23 protein-coding genes are annotated in these 24,101 nt (G+C 47.5%); 6 read left to right on the top strand and 17 right to left on the bottom strand.

Annotated features, from left to right (window positions below):
- Positions 1-2: 2 nt before the first annotated feature.
- On the bottom strand, positions 3-1,214 hold the full coding sequence (hemA, locus tag KSZ58_RS07210) for a glutamyl-tRNA reductase (RefSeq protein ID WP_009269186.1): 1,212 nt from the start codon (positions 1,212-1,214) through the stop codon (positions 3-5).
- 182 nt (positions 1,215-1,396) lie between these two features.
- Between hemA and KSZ58_RS07205 the strand changes: the two genes are divergently transcribed.
- Entirely contained in the window at positions 1,397-2,938 is a 1,542-nt protein-coding gene (locus KSZ58_RS07205) for a nitrite/sulfite reductase (protein ID WP_008817395.1), read from the top strand.
- A gap of 135 nt (positions 2,939-3,073) precedes the next feature.
- On the opposite strand, the gene KSZ58_RS07200 is transcribed toward KSZ58_RS07205, so the two are convergent.
- The 12 genes from KSZ58_RS07200 to sufC form a co-directional block, all read right to left on the bottom strand.
- Positions 3,074-3,700: a GDSL-type esterase/lipase family protein gene (locus KSZ58_RS07200; RefSeq protein WP_008817396.1), complete on the bottom strand. Its 627-nt coding sequence runs from the start codon at positions 3,698-3,700 to the stop codon at positions 3,074-3,076.
- A 556-nt stretch (positions 3,701-4,256) separates the two neighbouring features.
- Entirely contained in the window at positions 4,257-5,660 is a 1,404-nt protein-coding gene (locus tag KSZ58_RS07195; protein ID WP_008817397.1) for a GntR family transcriptional regulator, read from the bottom strand.
- A gap of 58 nt (positions 5,661-5,718) precedes the next feature.
- The gene (locus tag KSZ58_RS07190) at positions 5,719-6,861 is read right to left on the bottom strand and encodes a DHHW family protein (RefSeq protein WP_009589094.1); all 1,143 of its coding nucleotides are present in this window, start codon (positions 6,859-6,861) and stop codon (positions 5,719-5,721) included.
- Positions 6,862-6,873: 12 nt separating this feature from the next.
- Positions 6,874-8,256, bottom strand: coding sequence for an MBOAT family protein (locus KSZ58_RS07185; protein WP_008817399.1), 1,383 nt, complete (start codon positions 8,254-8,256; stop codon positions 6,874-6,876).
- A gap of 7 nt (positions 8,257-8,263) precedes the next feature.
- Positions 8,264-8,722: a DUF4358 domain-containing protein gene (locus KSZ58_RS07180; RefSeq protein WP_009269188.1), complete on the bottom strand. Its 459-nt coding sequence runs from the start codon at positions 8,720-8,722 to the stop codon at positions 8,264-8,266.
- Positions 8,719-9,462, bottom strand: coding sequence for a GDSL-type esterase/lipase family protein (locus tag KSZ58_RS07175; RefSeq protein WP_009269189.1), 744 nt, complete (start codon positions 9,460-9,462; stop codon positions 8,719-8,721). The genes KSZ58_RS07180 and KSZ58_RS07175 overlap by 4 nt, the downstream gene beginning before the upstream one ends.
- Positions 9,463-9,690: 228 nt before the next feature.
- Positions 9,691-10,218, bottom strand: a complete 528-nt coding sequence (locus KSZ58_RS07170; protein ID WP_008817402.1) for a 5-formyltetrahydrofolate cyclo-ligase — start codon at positions 10,216-10,218, stop codon at positions 9,691-9,693.
- On the bottom strand, positions 10,202-11,602 hold the full coding sequence (gene sufB, locus KSZ58_RS07165; protein ID WP_002608832.1) for a Fe-S cluster assembly protein SufB: 1,401 nt from the start codon (positions 11,600-11,602) through the stop codon (positions 10,202-10,204). The genes KSZ58_RS07170 and sufB overlap by 17 nt, the downstream gene beginning before the upstream one ends.
- A complete protein-coding gene (gene sufU / locus KSZ58_RS07160; protein ID WP_002608831.1) occupies positions 11,595-12,044 on the bottom strand; it encodes a Fe-S cluster assembly sulfur transfer protein SufU in 450 nt (149 codons plus the stop codon). The genes sufB and sufU overlap by 8 nt, the downstream gene beginning before the upstream one ends.
- A gap of 12 nt (positions 12,045-12,056) precedes the next feature.
- A complete protein-coding gene (locus KSZ58_RS07155) occupies positions 12,057-13,289 on the bottom strand; it encodes an aminotransferase class V-fold PLP-dependent enzyme (RefSeq protein WP_002608830.1) in 1,233 nt (410 codons plus the stop codon).
- A complete protein-coding gene (locus KSZ58_RS07150) occupies positions 13,282-14,070 on the bottom strand; it encodes a SufD family Fe-S cluster assembly protein (RefSeq protein WP_008817403.1) in 789 nt (262 codons plus the stop codon). The genes KSZ58_RS07155 and KSZ58_RS07150 overlap by 8 nt, the downstream gene beginning before the upstream one ends.
- A 1-nt stretch (position 14,071) precedes the next feature.
- Positions 14,072-14,887, bottom strand: coding sequence for a Fe-S cluster assembly ATPase SufC (gene sufC, locus KSZ58_RS07145; protein ID WP_009589108.1), 816 nt, complete (start codon positions 14,885-14,887; stop codon positions 14,072-14,074).
- Between the two features lie 280 nt (positions 14,888-15,167).
- Between sufC and KSZ58_RS07140 the strand changes: the two genes are divergently transcribed.
- The 3 genes from KSZ58_RS07140 (at position 15,168) to KSZ58_RS07130 (ending at position 17,519) form a co-directional block, all read left to right on the top strand.
- Entirely contained in the window at positions 15,168-16,166 is a 999-nt protein-coding gene (locus KSZ58_RS07140; RefSeq protein ID WP_008817404.1) for a peptidylprolyl isomerase, read from the top strand.
- Between the two features lie 13 nt (positions 16,167-16,179).
- A complete protein-coding gene (locus tag KSZ58_RS07135) occupies positions 16,180-17,058 on the top strand; it encodes a peptidyl-prolyl cis-trans isomerase (protein ID WP_008817405.1) in 879 nt (292 codons plus the stop codon).
- 68 nt (positions 17,059-17,126) lie between these two features.
- Positions 17,127-17,519, top strand: a complete 393-nt coding sequence (locus KSZ58_RS07130) for an HIT family protein (RefSeq protein ID WP_002608825.1) — start codon at positions 17,127-17,129, stop codon at positions 17,517-17,519.
- 102 nt (positions 17,520-17,621) lie between these two features.
- Here the strand turns inward: KSZ58_RS07130 and KSZ58_RS07125 are convergent, their stop codons facing one another.
- The gene (locus KSZ58_RS07125) at positions 17,622-18,497 is read right to left on the bottom strand and encodes a hypothetical protein (RefSeq protein ID WP_008817406.1); all 876 of its coding nucleotides are present in this window, start codon (positions 18,495-18,497) and stop codon (positions 17,622-17,624) included.
- Positions 18,498-18,821: 324 nt separating this feature from the next.
- Here KSZ58_RS07125 and KSZ58_RS07120 point away from each other — a divergent pair, with 324 nt between their 5' ends.
- Positions 18,822-20,480 carry a hypothetical protein gene (locus tag KSZ58_RS07120; RefSeq protein ID WP_217752645.1) on the top strand — a complete coding sequence of 553 codons (1,659 nt, stop codon included), beginning with the start codon at positions 18,822-18,824 and terminating at the stop codon, positions 20,478-20,480.
- Positions 20,481-20,881: 401 nt separating this feature from the next.
- Here KSZ58_RS07120 and coaD read toward each other — a convergent pair whose 3' ends face one another.
- The 3 genes from coaD to KSZ58_RS07105 all read right to left on the bottom strand — a co-directional run bounded on the left by coaD (position 20,882) and on the right by KSZ58_RS07105 (position 23,279).
- Entirely contained in the window at positions 20,882-21,352 is a 471-nt protein-coding gene (coaD, locus tag KSZ58_RS07115) for a pantetheine-phosphate adenylyltransferase (RefSeq protein ID WP_008817408.1), read from the bottom strand.
- On the bottom strand, positions 21,349-21,918 hold the full coding sequence (gene rsmD, locus KSZ58_RS07110; protein ID WP_227761503.1) for a 16S rRNA (guanine(966)-N(2))-methyltransferase RsmD: 570 nt from the start codon (positions 21,916-21,918) through the stop codon (positions 21,349-21,351). Before rsmD ends, coaD begins: the two co-directional genes overlap by 4 nt.
- A 128-nt stretch (positions 21,919-22,046) precedes the next feature.
- Positions 22,047-23,279, bottom strand: a complete 1,233-nt coding sequence (locus KSZ58_RS07105) for an FtsW/RodA/SpoVE family cell cycle protein (RefSeq protein ID WP_008817410.1) — start codon at positions 23,277-23,279, stop codon at positions 22,047-22,049.
- Between the two features lie 140 nt (positions 23,280-23,419).
- On the opposite strand from KSZ58_RS07105, the gene def reads away from it, so the two are divergent.
- On the top strand, positions 23,420-23,974 hold the full coding sequence (gene def / locus KSZ58_RS07100; RefSeq protein ID WP_008817411.1) for a peptide deformylase: 555 nt from the start codon (positions 23,420-23,422) through the stop codon (positions 23,972-23,974).
- Positions 23,975-24,101: the final 127 nt, after the last annotated feature.

Below are 24,101 nucleotides of genomic sequence, written 5' to 3'. Positions count from 1 at the left end.
GATCAGTCTCCTTTCAGCATCGTTTCCAGCAGCCGCGCATACAGCTGCTGATCCTGCCCCTTCGCTTTTTTCAAGGCCAGCATCGGCTCCTTGACCATTCGCAGAAAGGAGGTGTGCAAAACCTTTTTCAGCACCTGCTGCTCATGCGGGCTGAGCTGCAGCCTTGTTTGGAGCAGGGCATAGGTATCAGCAGCCATCTGCTCACTACGCTGCTGCAGAGACTGAATCAGATGATCCACCTCCTGTGAATGCAGGCTGGCATACGCTTCCTGTGCCGCAGTCTCCAGCATGGCGTGAGCCTTCTGCAGCAGGGCTCTTCGCTGCTCCAGCTGCTCATCGGCCTCCCGCTGTAAATGATCGATATCAATCACCACACGCCCCCTTTGTGCCAGCTGCGGATCGATATCTCTTGGCATCGCCAAGTCCACATACAGCTGTTTTCGATCAATCGGCGGCATGTCCTCCCTGCGCAGAATCCGATGCGGGGAGGCTGTCATGGAACAGATCACATCACAGTATGGAAGAACCTCATAGCGCTTCGAAAAGGGAATGTATTCCATAGCAGCTGACATCACCTGCCGGGCCTTGTATCGGCTGCGGCTGCACACATACAATGCGGACAGCTCCTCTTCCTGCAGGTACTGCAGCATCAGTGCAGCCATTTCTCCACTCCCGATAACCAGAACACTCGCATTGCGCAAAGACATGGCATTGCGGATATTTTTCACAGCCAGATAGGCAATTGATATCGGATGCTCACTGATTTTATATGCTGTTTTCAGCTGTTTAACCGCCGCAAAGCAGCTTTGAAACATGCGATGCAGCTGTTTTCCACACGCCTGACACTGATTGGCCATTTGATAGCAGCTCTGTACCTGCCCCAGAATCTGATCCTCGCCAAGCACCATGGAATGATATCCGGCAGCAACCTCAAACAGATAACAGGCAGCAGTCACGCCTGTTTTCAAAAACAGCGGAACAGCCTTTCCGGCAGCCGCCAGAAACAGCTTCCTTATCTGATCCAGCTGTTCCTCCTTTTCATATATGAAATACAGCTCGCTGCGGTTGCAGGTGGATAGAATCACAGCCTGTGTGATATCCACATCCAGCAATTGATTATACAGCTCCATTTTCTGTGTATCGGAAAATGCAGTACAATCTCTCACATCCGCATCGGCTTCCTTATAAGACACACCGTATATCCCGAACTCCATGCCTTCACCTCTTCCTAAAAATCCAACCAGATATATTATAAAGGCTGTAGGATGCAGATACAAGCAGGCAGGATAGAAACCGTATAAGAATTCCTTATACCCCTATAACACAGAACAATTTGTCGATGTGCCAAATTCGTGCTACTATGATACATGAGTGCAATTTTAACAAGGAGGAATTTATGAACGACGATCTGAGAGAAGAGCTGCGTTCGGAAATCGAGGATTTCCGTACACAGACCAAACGGTTTCTGGACAAGGAACTGAATGTAAAGGAATTTAAAGGCTATTCCGGAGGCTTTGGAAGCTATGCCCAGCGGGGTGCCACCAGCTTCATGCTGCGGCTTCGTATGAATCAGGGGGTCATGACAAAGGACAAGCTGAAATTCATATGTGATACCTGTAAGGAGCATGGGGTAAGCAGAGCGCATTTTACGACCTGCCAGACGATCCAGCTGCATGATTTAAGCGGTATGGAGATTCCCAGTATCATGTCAAATGCTCTGGATCACGGCATTGTCTGCCGTGGGGGCGGCGGTGATTTCCCGCGTAATGTCATGTGTTCCCCACTGAGCGGTGTGGATCCGCAGGAGGCTTTCGATGTCCTTCCCTATGCGGCGCGTGTCGGCGAATACCTGCTGTCCATCGTAAACAAGTACACCCTGCCACGCAAGCTGAAGGTTGCGTTTACAAACTCTTCGCGCAACGAGGCACATGCGACCTTCCGTGATCTGGGCTTTGTTGCCAATCCGGATCATACCTTTGATGTATATTGTGCAGGAGGACTTGGTAACAATCCGCGCATGGGTGTACGTGTGGGTGAGCATGTCGCACCGGAAACAATTCTATATTATGTATCCACGATGGTATTGATGTTCATGGAATTTGGGAATTATGAAAACCGCGCCAAGGCAAGAACCCGTTATATGCAGGAAACGCTTGGCAGTGAGGGCTTTGTGGATGCTTATCGTGAGCGTCTAAAACGCGCTTTGCAGGGACAAAGCCTTACCATAGCTGTCCGTGAGGAGGCAATCACGAAAACAGGTGATGCACAAGTGCTGAGCGATCGCAGAGTCTTTGCCCAGAAGCAGCATGGGCTGTATGCTGTCTATTATCACCCGATCGGCGGCAGTCTGACACCGCAGAAGCTGCAGGAAATCTATGACTGCATTCGGGATATGGAAGCTGTAGAGCTGCGTCTGACTCCCCAGCAGGGTGTTTACATCATCAACTGTACCGCTGCCGAGGCCAAATGTGTACTGGCTGTCACAGGGGATGGTGCCCGCAATACCTTTGAAGAAAGTACGGCGTGTATCGGAGCCTCCACATGTCAGGTGGGGCTGCGCGATTCCCAGGGTGTGCTGAAGGATGTCATCCTCTATCTCAGAGAAAAAAATTATGCAGATCATGTATTGCCGAAAATATTTATTTCCGGATGTCCAAGCTCCTGCGGAACCAATCAGATTGGACAGCTGGGCTTTCAGGGAACGGTAAAGGTCATTGACCGCAAGCCGTATCCGGCCTTCACCCTCAGTGTATCCGGCAGTGATTCTTTGTATCACGAACGCTTTGGAAATGTTGCCGGTGTTGTTCTGGAAGAGGACATGTGTCTGTTTTTAGCGGCCATTGCCGATGCCGTAACCGCAGCCGGTATGGATTTCAACACCTGGCTGGAAAAAGAAAAAGAACAGCTGGATGCCATTCTGAATACATATTTAAAATAAGAATCCGACAGTATGGAAATGCTTAGCTTCATCCTGAGTATTTCTGTCACCACTGTCTGTAGGGTGCAGGTTCATCTGCACCTTTTCTTTTTCGCTTCCGCACTCTCTTTGATATATGATGCATAGAAGCCCCTGTCAATCCGATTCTTTCGGTAACAGACCCGCACAGGCAGCCATATACCGGAGCCATTTCGGATAATAGGGATACTTCGGGTGTATGCCATCATACTCATAGACCTCATCCTCCCATTCCATCAGCGAGCTGTTATCGATAAAGGTGAGCTGAAGCGCATCGCACATGTCCTTAAGCGCCCGGTTATAGCTATGATACCTGTGCTCCCCGCCATTGCGCTGCATGACATCTCTTCTCAACGGAAGAATGGAATTTATATAAACTGCCGTCTGTGGCAAAGCACTCTGCAGCATCTGTATCTGTCTTCGGTAGCAGGCAATAAAGGCATTGAGATCTTTCCCGGAACGGAGCATATCATTTTTTCCATATTCCATGAAAATCACCGAGGGCTGCATGGAAATAGCAAACAGCAAATCGCCCTGAATACTGTCGATGCAGCGGTTCCGCTTTGCCACAACATTATGTTTTCGAAGCAGGCGGAAATCCAGTATGGATTCTGCCAGTGAATCCCCCAGAATCACTGCTTCCTCATAGCAGGGCACCATCTCGTAAATCGGCTGTGTCTGCTTCTTTTTTGAAATCCGGTAGCGGCTTGTGTTTTGTCCATCTGCATCTGATTTTGTCATCATTCTATCCACCTCGGATTTCCATAATCCTTTATACACGATCCTTGCCCGTAGTAGTACCACTTATCATTATATGATGCATGTGTGATAATTTCAACAGTAAGAGCAACGAATTTCATCAGATGTATATGCGATGCGAACTCAGCCGGTGCTATATTTTTTCTATGTCTGTCATTATGAAAGCAAGGGCTGCCACAGCTAACCCGCAAAGCCTTTTCGCCTGCATATCAGGATGATATTTGTCCTATCGGCTGCTTTTCTGCTTGTTATATCGCACATGCTTTAACTGCAAAAATACCGCATTCATATCTTCTGCTTTTGCTTACTTCCGCTATCTGCAAAAAGGCAATGAGAAAAGGCAGTTACACGAAGCTCTGCTTCGATTGCCCCAGATTTCCTACAGATAAAAGAGGTATGCTTATGAGCTTTCTTTTATTTTTATCCGGTATACAGGCCTGCCCAAATAAAAAAACTTACCAGGCAATATCTTTCCTGATAAGTAGTAGTATGCTGCATTTCTCATGTATGCAAAGACCGTGACCGCAATATGACAGCGCCTTTAGCACCTCTTCATTTTCCAGCTGCCCGTTTCATTATGCAGCAGGGACTGCATAAGCTGTATCGCCCTGCGTCGTTCTCTGTTGCGCAGTGTTTGGCACAGACTTTTCATATCCTGCTGTGTCTGTTCATCGGCTTCATGTCCAAACAGCGTTCGGATCAGCATACTGCCGCTTACCGCTTCCTCGAGCTGCTCTGCGATATTGCAGATACACGGATTCTCATGATGCTTTATAATGAACAGAACCGATTCCGGTGACAACCTCTTTTTCTCCTGTATCTCCTTTGCAAGACCTTCCAGCTCCTTCCATGTACAGCGCTCCATACATACGGAAAGGGTTGCCTTGGCGAGGAGCTCTGTCAGCTCCAGCATACAGATGTAATAATCCAGCAGGGGATGCAGCTGTTCCTGCTGCTGAGAGGATATCTTCTGCTGTGAAGAATATACAATGCGGCTGCCCAGTCCGTTGCGTGTTTCCACAAGCTGCAGATCATTCAGAAACTTTATTGTCCTGCGTATCGTGCGCAGGGATACCGCATAACGCTCGCTTAGCTGCTCCAGGTTCAGCAGATGACCATCCGGATAGCGGTTTTCCGCAATATCCTTTACGATGCTTCCCGCCGTCTTCATATACAGAAAGGACACCTCACGCCCCGTATACCATTCAAATTCAATTCCCTCTTGCGGATGGATTCCCTTACAGATCCGCTCCAGATAACGCATGCTGTCCTTTTTTGTAGTCTCGCAGAAATAGCGTATCGTCTTTTTCATCATGAATGGATTATTCTGCATGACAACGAGCAGAATCTTGGCAAGTGTTTCACTGAGCTTCACCTTATTATCCGCAAGCGCTTCCTCGGAATTCTCCTTCTTCGCATAGGGCAGATACAGAAAATCAAGAAGCTGCTTTGTCAAATCCAGAAGATAGGCGTTTCCAAGAAAGCCTAAAACCTTCAGATACAGCTGCTGCAGAGCCTCGTTCAGCTCATACAGGGTATGCTCCTTCTGCGTCAGCTGACGAATCCCGAACTGCAGCTCCTCCAAATGCTGTGCATCGGCGTGCTGTAAGGCTGCATGGATTGCTGTCGGCATTAACATCCCCAGAGCATCATACACATGAGCAACTCCATCCCGTGAACAGGCCATGCGATACAGAAAATACCGATTCTTCTCGAGATGATGTATATCCAGACTTACCCGGGCACAGCTCCCCTTTTCCCGCTGCAGTGCCCCATCCTTCTCCAGCAGTGCTAGAGCTGCGCGAATCGTATTTCTTCCGACTCCGAACTGCTCACACAGTGCCTGCAAAGAAGGCAGCTTTGTACCATAGGGGTAGGTTCCTTTATAAATATCCTGCAGAAGCTGACGACTGATCTGCCGATATAATGTTGCTTCCTGTTCCATGCGATCACCCTCCAACAGCTACAGTATACCGCACCTGCCGCTGTTTGGGTACTCTTTTTTACTTCACTTCTTTTTTCAGTATCTCATTGAGGGAATCATCACTGAAAAAGGTATTTGCATTATATAGAAACAGAATTTCCTGTATTCCCTGCTCTTCGATCAGCTTGTCCAGATCATCATAGTAATAACGCGGATCAACAACGGTGATGCTTTTGTAATACGGTATCAGAAACGGCAGAAAGCAGTTGGCGTAGGAATCCTTGATAACGAGCAGCCGTTTGCCACTCTGCGCTGTATCCAGCTGCATCAGACCATGATTGCCGCCAAAGAATACATCATACGGATTTGCGGATGCCGCCTTGTCCCGTTCAAATACAGTCGCAGTCCTTCGCTGCTCCTGTACATAGGTGACCACAAGCTCCTGTGATTTCTCTGGCACATAAATATCCACATGATCTTTTTTACCGCGATAATAGCCGCTGGCATTTGCCAGTGTACCGTAAAACTGATCGTTTACCGTATATACCTCATAGTCTGTTTTTCTCTTCTTCTTTTCCGCTGCACACCATGCATCAAAGGCAACGGCTGCCCCCCGCGTCGTCCAGTGATGATCACTGGCATAATACAGCACCTCACCCCGGTGCTGCCAAAGCGGTGCTGCTGCATCGATCCAGGTAATGGCAGCCGGCAGCTTTTTATGAAAATCCTTTAACGTTTCCAGCTGGTCCTCCCCCTGCTCGTACATTGGCAGCTTCTCTTTCCAGATTGCCGACTTATTGGGGATAAGCAGCATGGACAGCTTCTTATCCCCATGCCGCTTTGCGAATGACCGCAGCTGCCCTGCTTTGGTCTGAAGCCGTTCTTGATTTGGTTTTTCCTGCTTTTGAAACAGAATACCGTCCTGGCCGATAATAACATCCTGCAGCTCTCGCTTCCCAAGTATATAATTCAGGTTGGCGTGAAGCTGTACAAGTGCAAAGCGCTGATCAAACTGATCCCGGAGCCATGCTTCACTCTCCTTCTGAAAGCTGCCATGGAATACGGCTGCCATATCCGCAGCGGGGCGCTGCTGTAAAACACGGTTTTCCTTTTCTGAAAAGGCAAGGTCCCGATGTCCAAGATGCAGCAGGATAAAGCCGATCATACAAAGCAGCATCGTCGAGATGACACCATAGCTGCGAAGAGCATTCCTGATTTTCATAGCGATACCTCCTTAAAACTGCACATACAGAAATGACTGGTATCCTGCAGACATCAGACAGGACAGCAGAATGACAAGCACGACAATGGTCAGCACCGGCTTCAAAAACCACTGCTGCTCACGCAGGGCATACATGAGATTACTGCTTACTACAAGCGGAGCACGGGTGGAGAACACCGCTGCCGCACACAGCCAGAAGCCGTAATTCACAAGCAGGGAAAGTGTCTGCCTATCGACGACTCCATGGGTTGTCGTAAACAGCTGTCTGTAGTACACGACCGCCTGGGACAGTCCGTCACTGGCAAAGAGCACCCAGCCCAGCATCACCATAGCGAAGGTAAGCATCATGCGAGCAGCCGACGGCAGCCGCTTCAGGTAGGGATGAAGCACGAATTTTTCCAGTATGAGCAATATGCCGTAATACAGTCCCCAGAGCAGAAAGGTCCAGCTTGCACCGTGCCAGAATCCGGTAAGCCCCCATACAAGCATCAGATTTCGCAGGGTCCGCCACAAGCCCTTTCGATTGCCTCCCAGTGGAATGTACACATAATCGCGAAACCAGCTTCCCAGAGTCCTATGCCAGCGGCGCCAGAAGTCCGTGATGCTGGTCGATGTATAGGGATGATCAAAGTTTTCCTGCAGACGAATACCGAACATCCTTCCCAGTCCGATTGCCATATTCATATAGCCCTGAAAATCAAAATAGATCTGAAAGGTGTATGCAAGCAGGCCCAGCCAGGCGCTGGCCATGGATACGCTGTGCGTGCTTGTATAGGACCAAAGCGGTGCCAGTGCATCTGCCAGCAGCAGCTTTTGAGAAAGCCCCATCAGAAAGCGGATGGCCCCTTCCTCCAGCATGGCAGGCTGCCAGGTGTTTTTCAGCTGCCCTGCCCATACATCATAGCGTTCAATCGGTCCCATGATCAGCTTTGGAAAAAATGTCAGATAGACCGCAACCTGTAAAAAGGAGGCAGGCCGTATGACTTCGCGACGGATATCGATGAGATATGCCATTGCTGTAAAGGTGATAAAGGATATCCCGGGCGGCATAGGCAGCACCTCATAGGATATGGGTACGGATAAGACCGCAAACAGAGTATCCAGAAAAAAGCCGTAATATTTATAATAAAACAGAAGCACTACCAGCAGCAGTATGCTTTCTGTTAACCGTCGTGCACGCCGCTTTTTCTCAACCGCTCCGATATAGCGGCCAAGAGCGTAAACCATGCAAACAAACAGCAGTAATAAGCAGGCATTGCCAATCCCGCCCCATGCATAAAAAAACAGGCTGAACAGCAGTAGCAATACCTTCCTGACCTTCGGCTTCACCACGATGTACAGTCCCAGTGCACAGGGTAGAAACAGAAACAGGAATATCAGGGATGGAAATGTCATAGCACGGTTACCAGGCCTTCTTCAACAGCTGCCGCAGCCGGGACTGCTGCGGATGAATCAGGACAACGACATAACGCCCATCCTCGTAAACGGCGGCTTTTTCCAATAGTGCACTCTGTCTGGGCGCATAACCCTGAAAGCTTTTCAGCTGCCGGTTTGTACGCTCCTGACAAAGCTTTTGAAGCGCTTCCCGCTTCGTCTTGTCCGCTTGCTTAAATACTGCGATTTCATTGACCTCCATCGCAGAGGCTGCACCGTAAACCAGCGCCTGCTCATATGCGGCACTATCCAGATGGTACTGCTTGCGTAACCATGCGGCATCCTTCTTCTCCATATCTGTCACATAGGGGGCAAGCGGCTTCTTCAATGTATCCAGATCGATTTCCCTGCTGCCTCTGGCAAAGGGCAGTGCAAATGCGAAAGCAGCCAGCAGCATGCAGAGTACGTATATCATATTGCGTTTCATATTCCGGCCTCATTTGCCATATGTGCCAGCCAGATCGGATAGTAGGAATATTTGGGATGCACACCGTCGATTTCATACACGGCAGGTGACCAGTCCATCAAAGCCGTGTTATCGATATAGGTGATCTGTTCTTCCTCACACATCTGTTTTAAGGCCTCGTTAAACTCCTTATACCTGGCATATACGGGTACTTGGGCAATTGCTGCCGCATCCATCGGTATGAGTGAATTGATAAAAATTTTCGTATCTGGCAAGGCCTCTTTCAGCTTATGGATCTGTTTCTTATATTGTCGGATAAACCGCTGTGCATTTCCCCGGCAGTATTCCAGATCGTTCATGCCGTAGGACAGAAAGATCGTACGCGGTGCCAGTGATATCGCAGTTGCTATTTCCTGATCGATATTATCCGTACGCCGCCCCCGTGTGGCAAGAAGATTACTGCTGCTAACAAGCTGATAATCACCAAATGCCTCAGCCAGAGAATCTCCCATGATCAATGCATTTTGAAACCGGAGCGACAGCGGCTGCGAGGAAAGCTTCTGCAGACGCTCCTTCTGCTCCTGGGCAGCTATCTTCTTATCCACAGAAGCCACGCTCTGCTTGGCGAGCTTTTCCATGACCGCATGTCCCTTCTTGACCTGTGTGCTTTGTCCATCAGCTGCCACCGAGGGCAGCACAGCGCCCAGCATAAGCAAGGCCGAGGCCGCAAGCACAAGGGAAACTGGTGTTTTGTACTTCATATAATCTCTCCCATCTTCAACAAGCTTTTGTGTATTCCGTTAGAATTATACAGGATATCAAAAGGCTTCCGCCAAAAAAGCAGCGTGTTTGAAGAAATCCTGAATTCTTACATTCTTTAGACGAAGGTCAGTCTAAAAAAGTTTATCATATGCCCAAACTTATTTTCTTATAATGTTACCATTTGTATAATCGAAAGAAAAACCGAATGTGCAGGACACACATTCGGTTCACGTTCTACGATACATCTGCTGTTCACTCACAATCATATCCAGAGGCACGTCATGCGCATGAAGCTGCAGGATGTCCTTCTGACATTCAAAGGCGATACCGATTGTTGTTGCTCTGCACACCGGCAGATAGCGGTCATAATAGCCACAGCCATGTCCCATGCGGTTACAGGCTTCATCAAAGGCTACCAGCGGCACCAGAACAATGTCCAGTTGCGATGCTTCGGCAGGCAGTGCATGGACCGGCTCCCAGATACCAAACCTGCTCTTCCGATATTCAGTTGATTCATCAATGTGATAAAAGCGCATATCCGCATTGCTGCATGCCGGAAGACAAAGATGCAGACCGCTTTTATTCAGATAGGAAAGATCAACCTCACTGCCCACAGCACGATACAGTGCAACGATACCGTGCAGCAATGGCTGTACACGTTCACAGATTCTGCGGCTGTATTGTATGCGTTCTTCCCTGCTCAGTGCATTCCTGCGCTTCAGCGCACGCGCTCTGACATCATCCAATGGAGTCACTCATATCCAGCTTCAGAAGCTGGTTCAGCTCCACCGCATATTCCATCGGCAGTTCTCTGGTAAAGGGCTCCAGAAAGCCCATTACAATCATCTCGGTCGCAGCACTGCGGCTTAATCCCCTGCTCATCAGATAAAACAGCTGTTCCTCACTGATATTGGAAACGGTTGCCTCATGTTCGATCTGCGATGTCATATTTTTGGAAATATTGGTCGGTATGGTGTCGCTGCGGGACTGCTTGTCCAAAATCAGCGTATCACACTCCACCTTGCTTTTCGCGAAGGCGGCATTGGGACCATGCAGCACCAGACCGCGGTAATTGACCTCGCCTCCGTTTCGGGAAACGGATTTGGATACGATATTGCTGTAGGTATGGTCTGCCAGATGAATCATCTTGGCTCCGGCATCCTGTATCTGATGCTTCCCTGCAACGGCAATGGAAATGCACGTTCCCTTTGCATACGGCTCTGCCAGAATACAGGCCGGATATTTCATATTCGTCTGAGAACCGATGTTTCCATCGATCCACTCCATACTTCCGTTTTCAAACACCTTGGCGCGCTTGGTCACCAGATTGATGATGTTATCGCTCCAGTTCTGTACGGTGGAATAGCGGCAGCGTGCATTTTTATGCACGAAGATTTCCACGACAGCCGCATGCAGCGAATCCTTGGAATAGGTCGGTGCCGTACAGCCCTCGACATAATGCACATCCGCGCCTTCATCCACGATAATCAGCGTACGCTCAAACTGCCCCATCCGCTCCGTGTTGATACGGAAATAGGATTGCAGCGGTTTTTCCAGCTTTACCCCTTTTGGTACATAGATAAAGCTTCCCCCGCTCCACACACAGCTGTTTAAGGCTGCGAATTTATTGTCAGTATACGGTACCAGCCTGCCGAAATATTTCTGAAACAGATCCGGATGCTGCTTTAAGGCTGTATCAGTATCCAGAAAAATGACGCCCTTGGATTCCACCTCCTCCAGCATATTGTGATACACCGCCTCGGAATCATACTGCGTGGTTACGCCGGCCAGAAACTCCTTTTCCGCTTCGGGTATCCCCAGCTTGTCAAAGGTATCCTTGATCGTATCCGGAACATCCTCCCAGCTTTTCTCCGTTTTATCACTTGGCTTGATGTAGTATGTATAATCATCAAAATCCAGATTGGTCACATCCGGACCCCAGGTCTGGATATCCATGCTTTCAAACTGTTCAAAGGCACGCAGACGGAAATCCAGCATCCACTGCGGCTCCTTTTTTTTATGAGAGATTGCCAGAATCGTATCTCTGGTCAGTCCCTTTCCCGTATTGTAAATACTGACATCCTCGTCATGGAAGCCGTATTTATATTCTTCATTTACCGGAATTCTGGTTTCACTCATGACGCTCCTCGCTTTCCTCGATCATTTCCTCCATCGCCTTCCAGCCGATGGTGGCGCATTTGATCCGGTTGGCCTGACTTCCCACATTGTGGAATGCCACCGCCTCCTCCAGCTTCTCCTCATCATAGTCCCGCTGATCGATCATGTGAAAATAATTGGCGATGATGTCCTTTGCCTCTTCCACGCGTTTTCCCTTCAGCAGCTCACTCATGATGGAGGTGGAGGCAGTGGAGATCGTGCATGCCACACCGTCAAAGCGCACGTCCTCCACAACACCGTCCCGTATTCTGCTTTGTACATAAATATCATCAATGCAGGATTCACTGGCCATATGCTTCTGCACATAGCCGTCCTCCTTTGTCAGCTCATGATTTCTTGGGTATTCATAATGATCCATGATGATGGAACGCAAAATCATCGGATCCTTCATTAAGTCACTCATTTTTACTACCTCCTAAAAAAAGACATCCAGACAGGCTTCCATGGTTGCTCTGCGGCATACATCCAGAAACCGATCGACATCCGCATAGGATGTATACAGATAAAAGCTTGCCCGGATGGTTGCGGACGTATCCAGCATGTTGTTTAACAGCTTGGCACAGTGCTGTCCGCTGCGCACGGCAATCCCGTTCGCATTGAAGAAGGTCGCCGCATCCTGTGCAAATACATTTTTTACATTAAAGGTAATGATGCCCGTGTCTGCATCCGGATTGTATACCTCAATATTATCCAGCCTGCGCAGCTCACGGATCGCATAGTCATGCAGCTCCATTTCCCATGCGTGGATATTCTTTCGTCCGATGCTTTGGATATACTGTAAGGCTGCATGCAGACCGAAGATGCCTTCAATCGGCTGTGTGCCGCTCTCAAATTTATAGGGTGCGTTTTTCAGCTGAATATTTCCGCACATGTCAAAGCGTGCATTGCTGTCCCCGCCCAGATACAGCGGATCCATGGCATCTAACAGCTCCAGCTTGCCATAGAGTATTCCGATTCCGGTCGGTCCGCACATCTTGTGCGCAGAGAACGCCAGAAAATCACAGTCCATAGCGACAACATCCAGCGGGATATGCGGCACACTCTGCGCACCGTCCACGACAACCACGGCTCCATAGCGGTGTGCAAGCTCGCATATTTCACGCATCGGTGCCAGATAGCCAAGCACATTGCTGATGTGTGCAAGTGCAACCACACGCACACGCTCATTCATCATGGAAGCAACTGCCTCCAGGGTGATGCGTCCCTGCGCATCCAGCGGCACATACTGAACAACAGCTCCGCATTCCTGTGCAACACGCATCCACGGCAGCACGCACGAAGCATGCTCCGCCACACTGGTCAAAATGATATCGCCCCGTTGCAGAAACTTGCGGCCATAGCCGTATGCCACCAGATTCAAAGCAGAGCTGGCTCCGCTTGTATAAACGATTTCCCGTGCATCCGCCGCATGCAGAAAGGCTGCGACATCCTTGCGGGTCTGTTCATATTCCTGATCCACAAAATAGCTCAGATCATAATCTCCGCGGTGCGCATTGGCACCGTAATTCTCATAATAGTTGACGACCGCATCGATTACCTGCCGGGGCTTTAAGGTCGTTGCCCCGCTATCCAGATAAACGAGCGGATGTGACTGCATGGTTTTCTGCAGCATAGGAAAATCTTTTCTGATATTTGCATTGTCAAGCATGTAGACCCACCTTCATTTCGATTTCGTCCTTCAATGCAGTACGTACTTCTTCCTGATCAAACAGCTCCGTGATCGGCATGATATAGCCGACGGTCAGCAGACCGAGAGCCTGCCGGCGGGAAAGCCCGCGTGTCTGCAGGTAATACAGCTGATTTTCATCCGGCTGTCCAAGCGTTGTCGCATGGCTTGCCTTCACATCATTTTCATCAATCAGCAGCACAGGCACCACTTCACTGCTGTGCCGCTCACTCATCGTCAGCACTCTTGTCTTCTGATGGGAATTGCTTTCCCTGGCACCCTTGATGATTTTTCCGGTGGCCTCCATGCGATACTGTCCGCCTTCTTCCACGACGGCATAGTTTTCCATGAGACCCTCCGTATGTGCCTGCAAATGATTGCACTGCATGTGAAACTGCTTGCGGCTTGCGGCAATGCATGCGCTGCGCAGCATGGCAAAAGCCCCCTCTTCACATAAATCAAGGGTAACCCTGGCCTGGGTATTGCCTGCATTCAGCTCACACAGAGCCAGTGTCAGGGAGGCGTCACGGTGGACACTGCCGCTTACCTGCAGCACCACATCCTCACTGCCATCGTTTTTCAGCATGAGCGTTAATGAGCTGTATGGAGAAGCGATAACCTCCACCTGTAAAGACTCCCACGTTCCACTGTATGTCACAAGCAGAGAAGCGTTTATGCGTTCGTCCACCACAAGCTTCAGCTTTTCCGTATTCCGGGGTGAAAGAGCCAGCGTTTCAAAGCCGCTGTGTACGCTATATTCCATATTATGCACCCCTGCTTGCGCCGCAGGAGCCAAGCAGCTCGACTTTCTTTTCTTCCTCTCTGACAACCTGCACATCGTATTCCTGTTCAATCCAGTCATAGCCCTGCTGATCAATTTTCTCCACCAGCTCGCTTCCGCCGCTGACAACGATGCGTCCATCCACGAGAACATGCGCATGGGTCGGCTTCAGCAATTCATAAAAGCGGGCATAATGGGATACGATCACAAGCCCCATATTCTGTTCCCTCTGCATAGCCGCAACAGCCTCGGCTACGATTTTCAAAGCATCCACGTCCAGTCCGGAATCAATTTCATCCAGCATGGCGATTGACGGCTTCAACAGCTTCATCTGGACGATTTCATTGCGCTTCTTTTCTCCACCGGAGAAGCCCTCATTGAGGAAGCGGTGCGCAAGATCCTCCTTCATCTGTAAATCCCTGATCGTCTTTTCCATTTCACGAATGAAGGAAAACAGTGGAATCGGCCGCTCCCTGCGGGCATTGATGGCAGCGCGCAGGAAATCAGAATTGGTAACACCGCTGACCTCGCTTGGGTATTGCATTCCCAGAAACAGACCGGCCTTGCTGCGCTCATCTACCTCCATGGCTAAAACATCCTGATCATCCAGTGTAATGCTTCCACCGGTCACCTGAAACTTGGGATTGCCCATAATGGCCGCAAGCAGGGTGGATTTTCCATTTCCGTTGGGTCCCATCAGTGCATGGGTTTCTCCGCTATGTATATCAAGGGACAGCCCCTTTAAAATTTCTTTTCCATCTACACTGACGTGCAGATCCTTAATACGTAAACAACTCATCATTATCATCCTTTCGTCCGGTTATTATCATACCAAATTTTCCTGCAATTCACAATTCAAACGATTGATTTCGCTGTATTTCATACAAAAGAAATAGGAATTGTATAAAAAACAGCCGCAAAACCCCGATTTTACAAAACTCAACCTTTCTGTGACATATACCGAATGCCATGTGATTTCTTTCTGAACTTTTGTGTGAAATTACAGGAAAGACTTCCAAAAAATTGCATTTGAAAGGCAAATACACTATAATATTACGGTATTCATTTAGGAGGACATTATGATCAAGATACTGAAAAAGCAATGGTTTGTCGTACTGATTGCGCTGATTTTTATCGGCTTTGCGATATTCAGCGTCTATGACACCAACAAGGGAAAGCTTCCCGGAAAAAGTGTCGATGGCAAAGATGTGGTTGCAGGACTGAAGGGTGATGTCAATATCACTGCCGATGAACTGTATAAAAATCTGAGTAAAACGTATGGAAAAAGTATGCTGTTCATGAAATTTCAGGCAGAGGTTATCAACAGCAGCATCAAGACTACGGATGAGTTGAAAAAGACGGCGGAGGAGTATGAATCCAATATCAAGCAGAGTGCGGAAAGTCAGGCAGCCAGCAGCGGTACCGATGCAGAGGCTCTGATTTCGCAGAACATCGCACAATACGGATTTACCTCCGACCAGCTGTATGACTACTGCATGACCGTGGCAAAAATGGAAAAAATGCAGAATGACTACATTTCCAAGCATCTGGATGAGCTGTTTACACCAATCTACAAGGAAAAGAAATCCCGTACGGTTTCCCATATCCTGATTAAGATGGAGGATGCAAACAAGCCGACCAAGAAGGAACTGGAAAAGGTGCAGAAGGTTGAGGACGCATTAAAGAAGGGTGACAGCTTTGCGGATGTCGCTAAAAAATACAGTGATGACGGAAGTGCGAGTGATGGCGGATATCTGGGCTATATGGATTCCGACACCTCTTATGTGGACAGCTTCAAGAATGCCGCCTTTAAGCTGAAGGCCAAAGAAACCAGTGACTGGGTCAAGGAAAGCAATGACAGCTACAACGGCTGGCACTTGATCAAGGTGGAAGAAACGGATAAAGCGAAATTGGAAAAAGACAAGAAGGCAAAGGATTCCCTGTACAAGGCGATTGCCAACGGTACGGAAAACCTGTCCAACACGTATTTGTGGGAAGCTGCAAAGAAGCTGGATATCAAATATGCGAATGATGATGTCAAAAAACAGATCATGGACATCCTGGACGTAAAGGAATAGGAGGACGAGAGATATGAAAAAGCTTTGTACACTGCTCGCCGCTATGATGCTGTTCACTCTGGCAGGCTGTAAGGATGCCACGGCAGGAATTTCAAATGGAAGCGAAGCACTGATCACCATCGAAGGCAACAAAATAACCAACGAGGATATTTACGGTCTGATCAAAACCAGCGCAGGAGCAAACGAAACGCTGAGCCTGATCAAGACACAGATCTACAAGAAGGAAAATATCAAAGTCTCAGACGCCATGAAAAAGGAAGCAGAGGAGTCTGTAAAATCCTTGAAGAGCATGTATGGTGACAGTTTGCAGGACACACTAAAGCAGTACGGCTTTGATAATCTGGAGCAGTATAAGGAAAAAAGCATCTATCCTGGACTGCAGCAGAAGGAATTAAACAAGAAGTATGTAAAAGCTAAGGAAAAAGCCATGTTTGACAGCTATTATCCTGTTAAGGCACAGATTCTGGAGGCTGATTCCAAAAAGAAAGCGGAAAATGCATTGAAGGCGCTCAAGGACGGCAAGGATTTCAAGGCTGTTGTGAAGGAATACGGATCAACAACCACCTACAAGGGAACAGAGGAAATCTATAACTCCAAAAGCGGATTGCCGACAACGGTGTTTGACAAGATCAAATCCACTAATAAAAAGGGTCTGATTGAAAGTGTGATGGAGGATACATCCAGCAAGAAATACTATGTTGTGAAGGTCACAAACGCAACACCGAAGGATTTTGAAGAGGATGCCATCAACAGCATCGTTGAGAAAGCATCTACCGATATCGAGCCGGCCGCAACCGCTTATTATCTGAAAAAATATGATTTCACAGTTTACGATAAGGATATATATGACGGTATCAAATCCACCAATGAATCCTATATCGTTCAGGATTAAGAGCTTCGTGCTCTTTTTCTTTTTGCCTGTTTCTGCTATAATACGTAAAAAGGAAAGGAAGGATTTTTATGTGTATATTCTGCAGTATCGTAAAAGGTGAAATTCCCGCAACCCGCATCTATGAGGATGATACCGTGCTTGCCATTCTTGATATTTCACAGGTGACAAAGGGACATACGCTCGTAATCCCCAAGCAGCATACAGAGAATTTCATGAGCTGTGAGCCGGAGCTGATGAAGCATGTCATGGAGGTTGCACAGATGCTCGCAAAACGCATTATGGAGCGTACCCATGCCGAGGGAATGAATGTATTAAGCAATATCCATGAGGTGGCAGGACAAAGCGTCATGCATTTTCATGTACACCTGATTCCCCGCTACAGCGAGCAGGATGCCTGCGTGATCCGCTTTGACAAGAGTGACCCGCAGGATCTGGATGCGATTGGCACCTTGCTGAAATAGCCCCGCTTTTCACACAATGAAAGGCTGTCTAACAGTGCAGACAGCCTTTCGTTGTGTGTGTTTAAAGAACTATACTTCCTTATGTAATCCATATCCGGTATATCAGCTGTTTGCTTCGGATTTCATGATCTGAACCTCATATGCGCTCTTGTACTTGCTCTTCATAAAGCTGGTAAACTGCGTTTCCTTCGTCAAATCGTTAGATTCGGAGATAATCAGCTTTTCTCCATACACGTTCTCATCCAGTATACGTAAGGATGTATTGATTTCATTATATGTAATCATATAATAAATGGTATCCTCCTTCATCTCCAGTGTCTCCTTCTTGCTGGAGGTGTTGACCTCACCCTTTGCCGTTATTGCATAAATATCGATGATTTTATCCTTTGCACTGGATTTCTTTCCATCCAGAAAGACACGGTACATCTGCTTCTGATTGACCAGCTCCGGCTGGGAACGGATGAAGAATGAGGTGAAATCCTCATTTAATATCTGTTCCATATTTTTATTGAGATAGCTCCTGGTTCGATCATCCAGCGTAGAAAGAAACGAAGCAGGGATTTCATTTACATCCGCAAACCGCTCCGGAAGATCTTTCACCTTCACTCTGCGAACAGTCTGAATCGGATTTACATGGTAACGGCTGGCAAGCGTTTCATCATATCGGGCGGTTATGGTCAGCTCATCACCGTTTTTCAGCTTTTTCGCCGGCTTCACCTCATAGGTGATGGAATCCATAAACTCCTGTATACGCTGATTGTAATTCTGGTTTCGATTGATTACCCGCACACTGGCGGAACCATCCTCTCCCCTGTATTCGATACCTGCATCCTTTGTCACATCCACCTCTACGGTGCGAAAGAACAGCATATAGCAGGTAACATAAAGACTAACAACAATGAGCAGCATGCTCATGGACGTAATAAATTTATTTTTAACCGCATCCTGACTCGGCGGCTGAAAATGCATCGAACTCATACGGTTCATCCTTTCTGCAATATCCTTGTAATTATACCATGCTTTGACCTGAAATGCTATGTGCCCAATCTGAATATTTACTTACAAAATAAAGAAGGCCCTGCGGATCTTGAAAGAGCGATAACAAAAGCTGTACAGCATCGCATATTTCGGGGTATGTAAAATATCATCCTATAAGGTGCATGTATGTCCAGGAATCATGCTTCTCTTCCTGAATACCGTATAGCTTCTTTTTCAGTTTATCGAATTTTCCACATAACCATCAGGCATCGTTGGCTCTTTCTCAAATGTATGATAAACTTTAAAAGAAATGGAGTGTTTCACATGTACGATCCTATTACTTCCTATGTAAAACAGCATATCACCGTTACCAAAAGCAGCCAGGCTGCAAATGCGATTCTGCTGCTGGCAGCCGTATGCACCGCAATGTCCACTTTTTTTGTTGTTACAAACCTTTCATGGTTTCTTGCCACACTGCAATATATTGCAGCTGAGCAAAGAACCTCCTATCTGTCCACCCTGTTCATGTATGGCTGCTGCACACTGGCCGCTTTGATATCCATTGTAGTCATGATACAGTATTACCTTCTGCAATGGCATACGCATACAGCGCTCATACAAAGGAGTTTATATTGGGGCATCCTTTTTCTGACGATGATACCCGGGTATATGATATTGATGTATGTGGCATCGTCCGCAGACCTCATGGATATCTGTATGCTCGTGCTGCTTGCCTGTATTCCCTGCTATGCATGCATGCGATGCTTTCTTATGAATCGAATAAAAAAGGAAAGCTATCACCCGGCGAACCTTCTGCAGAAAACATTCTTACGCGCTCTGGGCATCTTTGTTCTGTGCATGCTCCTCCTCCAGCTGCTGTTACCCGAGCGACTGCAGCCATTGCTGTATATGGTGCTGCTTGCTGTTCCGGCATTCACCCTTACCGGTTTGGGATGTCGCTTTCTAACCGCTTACCGACTGTTTTATCGCAGAAGGGAAGAATTTGTAGAATTCGAGCAAATGGTCTATGACGAGGATGCCTTTACGGATGATGCGGATATCAAAGAGCGGCTTACCATACGGAATACAGCAGCCACGATGACTGCCGCAGACATCCTGGAGGAATTCGGCTTTGATCGAAAAGAGGTACTCGATGCAATTCTGGCGAACAGAAGCATCGCCACCTTCTCTGCGGGACGTCATCAAGACCCTACGCTGCTGCATATTCTTCTGCAGCGCCTGAAGTTTGAAGCTGTTCCCTTTCAGGTAGAACGGTTTCGCCGAGGCAGCTGGGAGCCGTATTCGCAGGAAGACTATGCAGGCATTCCACCGGCAGATATCCATAGACGCGCAATCGTGTATGAAAGTGCAGCGCAGCGTAGACGTCTGTCGGATTTCTCCATTTTAGGTCTTATCCTTTGTATGCTGTTTCCGGCTAATCTGTATCGGCCAATCAACTGGATGTCCAAAAACAGCATGGTGATTACCTATCATGCCTTCACCTTTTTGAATATACAAACACTTCTGCACATGCTTTTCATTACCGCCTCTTCGATTTTCGTGTTATGCTCTTCCAGTCTGCAGACAGCTGTCGCACAGCTCATGCAGCAAAGCATCTCCACTCTGTGGCTGATCAGCGCCTTGTTTTTCTTTATTGAGCTGTTTCACTTCCCTGTCTATATGCGAAAGCTGGAAGCTGCAATTCAAGAAGCCGAGCATAAAACACACAATTATTTTGTTGCTGCATTTCTGCTTTACCTGATTTCAACACTGATAAAAATGATAAGAAGAGGCTTTCTGACTGCCCTGTGTCAGCTGTTGATCCTGATCTTATCAGTGGAAGCCGCAAGAGTGATTCTTCTATGCTATCGTTTTATAAAATATCGAAGGCTAACGCAATCACAGATACTGGAACAATATGAATACTATCTGCCGGACACTGTTGAAGAGGATGCACAGGCGGTACCGGGCACAAGCCAATGATGTCTCAAAGCTCATATAGAAGCCCTGCAGCTATCAAAGAACTACGTGACATGGGTGTGGCAGCGTTACGAGACAGGGATTTCTTTCTCTTACGGCAGAGATCATTCGATTATGCAGACGCTGTTAAGCTCCAGCAGATACTGAGATTCATGTTGCCATAAAAAAAGAGCCACACGCAGGTTGCGGAGCTGATTGAGAAGCATGAAAAGGAAGATGATCAGGCATTTAGGCCGCGTCATCTTCCTTTTCTTCATTCATTTTCAATATTTCCCGTTACTGTTAAACGTCTCTCTCTGATATCGGTATATTAGGAATTTCATTCTTTAATTTAAAACAGCTTATACCGGTATTCAAGCGTTAGGAATGATACACTTATCCGCTGCTTTTCCCTTCCCTGCTTTTTATCTATTCACAAAGGCCTCCATTACATCCTTCGGTACATAAGCAGAAATATCCTGTCCGTATTTCACCAGCTCCCGTATGATAGAGCTGGACACATAGGAAAATTCCGGGGATGCGTACAACAGTACAGTTTCCACCTCAGGCGCAATATGCTGATTCACACTGGCGATATCCAGCTCATATTCATAATCCTTCACACTCCGCACACCGCGCACGATAGCAACCGCCTCCTGCTTTCTGGCAAAATCAACCGTCAGGCCGTGATCAGCGGCTACCTCGACATTGGAAAGATGCGCTGTGTTGCTGCGCAGGAATGTCAAACGCTCCTCCATGGAAAAGGTGGCATGTTTTTCTGAATTTTCCAGAATAACGACAATCAGGCGATCAAACAATCTGCTGGCGCGCTCAATGATATCCAGATGCCCCAGTGTAACAGGATCGAAGCTTCCGGGAAAGATTGCTGCTTTCATTCCATGCACTCCTTTCGATAATACGTTATGCGGGTAATTCCATAGGTGACATCCTTTACCTTATGCAAAGCACCTACCTGATCAGGAAATTCATCCTCCTTCAGACTCTCACAGACGATATCTCCCAGCTCATTCACCAGATCATGCGTATCGAGATACTGCAAAATATGCAAAATCTGCTGCTTCTTGTACGGGGGATCCAGATAGACCAGATCAAAGGTTCTTTGTTCCTGTGAAGCCTTGGCAAGCACCTGACGATAATCCATTTTCCAGATGGTCACCCGTGAGGCAACATCCAGCGTCTTCACGTTTTTATGAATAGTTGATACAGCTGCATGACTGACATCACAAACAAGCGCATGCTCCATACCGCGGGAAATCGCCTCCAAAGACATATTCCCGCTGCCGCCAAATAGATCGAGCATGTTTCCTCCGTCAAAATAGGGCCCGATACGGGAGAAAACAGCTTCCTTGATTTTATCCGTTGTAGGCCGTGTCGTATTGCCTTCGACCGCTGAAATCACACGGGATCGAAATTCACCTGCAACAATTCTCATTTTTTTCAACTCCTCATGTATAAAGCAAATGCATAGGGGAAGTATAATAGTGCAGCCGGTAAAACGGCTGTTACCCCCCAATCTTTGTTTCTCCTCTTCCCTTTCTTAAAGAGCCCTTTACCCCTTAGGGCTCTTTTTTATGTATGCGGCAGCTGCTTGGCTGCCGCACTGACTGCCACACTGCCCTGTCTTCGTATTCTGGAAATGACAGACTGGGAAATACCGATTGCCGTCATGATGGACATCAGGGAGGACCCTCCGCTGGAAATAAACAGCAGCGGTACCCCGGTCAGCGGAATCAGGCCGCTCACTCCGCCGACATTCAGTGCAAAGTGAATGAAAATATACATGGCGGTTCCTACCAGTATGACCTTATAGCCCTCACTCTTCGTGTGAAAGGCATAATAGAACAGCCGCTGCAAAATGACCACATAGCCAAGCACAACGACCATAAGTCCGAAAATCCCCAGCTCCTCAACGATGATCGACAGGATAAAGTCATTGTCCGACTGTGTCAGATAACCGTATTTCTGAATGGAATTTCCCAGTCCGACTCCCGTAAAGCCGCTGCGGGCAAAGCCATACAGACCGTTGATTAGCTGATACCCGTTGTTATGCGGGTCCGTAAACGGATTCAGCGCATTTTCGATACGGACGGCAACATGCTGCAAAGGTCCGATGCCGTTCAGGAAATCAATAACAGGCTCACTCATGATAAATACAATGCTGATACATCCGATGATCAATCCAAGACGCACCCATCGCTGCTGCTTGCGCAAGCTGATATGCGAGGGTATCAGAAAACAGATGGCACACAGCAGAACCAGAACAAAAAGAGTTCCCAAATCCTTCTGCAGCAGGATAGCGGCTACGATTACCATGAAAAAATATACCGGAATACGGACAATCGTCCAAAACTTAAACTTGCGCCTTCGGGCCGTCAGCTCTACAAATACCGCCATCACGACAACCATATAAACCTTTGCGAACTCTGACGGCTGAATCGTCATTTCGCCAAGACCGGGTATCGGAATACGAATCCATGCCTTACTTCCCAGCACACCTTCAAACAGCTGTGTGGAAAACAGTGCGATGATAATACCGATACCAAAGACAGGAAACAGCTTCTGTGCACGCTTCATTGTGAAGTTGTTCGCAAAAAAGGTCATCAGCACATAGGATACAATGATAAAAAACAGCTGCTTTGCCAGAACCTTTGGTATGATATAGGGATCCTTCGTCGTATTGCCGACATTGGTGGATACGATCATCAGGGTACCGAACAGGATCAGAATCAGCACGGCAAACTGCATTAGAAAATCAAATTTTTTCGGCATCTTCAACGTTAAGACTACATTTTTTATTCGCATGCGTATTCCTCTCCTTTTTCATTTCTCATGTATCTTTTATAATATCATAGATTCCATGTTTTTTCACAATAATTTCGCAAAACACTTCCATTCTCAGAGAAAAGCGTTTAAAATAGTATCGTAAGAAAAGGAGTTTGCATATGAGTTTGAACTATGATGATATTGTAAAAGATACAGATGCAATCGTTCGTACGAAAAGTGAGCCTGTTACGCTTCCCCTCGGTGCTGAGGACGAAGCACTGCTGCAGGACATGCTGACCTATGTCCGCAGCTCACAGGATGCAGAAATCGCTGAGAAAGAGAATCTTCGTCCTGCGGTGGGTATCGCTGCCATACAGCTTGGTGTTCCAAAAAGAATGCTGGCTGTGGTTGTGCCCAATGAGGAAGGAATTGACGAATATGCGCTTGTCAACCCGCGGATCGTATCCGAGTCCGTACAGCGCGCTTATCTGAAAAACGGAGAGGGCTGTCTGTCTGTTGAAAATGAGCATGAGGGTATCGTACCCAGAGCAGCGCGTATCACCGTAAGGGGATATGACCTTCTGCAAAAGCAGGAAATAACGATAAAGGCTAAGAATTATCTGGCCATTGTCCTTCAGCATGAAATCGATCATTTTTCAGGAACGTTGTTTTATGACCGCATAAACAAACAGGATCCATGGCGGGAGGATCCAACAGCAATCGTCATTGAATAATGCTCAGAAATGAGCATTTTCTTATGACTGAAAAGGTGCTATATGAAAAAGACATGCGCTTACATGGGAAAATTAGCAGCAAAACACGTTTATTTTTTTCAAAGTATGCTATAATAGTAAAAGATAT

Origin of the sequence: Erysipelatoclostridium sp. DFI.2.3 (genome assembly GCF_019132535.1) — a bacterium.
Taxonomy (GTDB): Bacteria; Bacillota_I; Bacilli_A; order Erysipelotrichales; family Erysipelotrichaceae; genus Clostridium_AQ; species Clostridium_AQ innocuum.
Note: the sequence above shows the minus strand (reverse complement) of the source record. Positions and strands in the feature narration are given on the sequence as shown.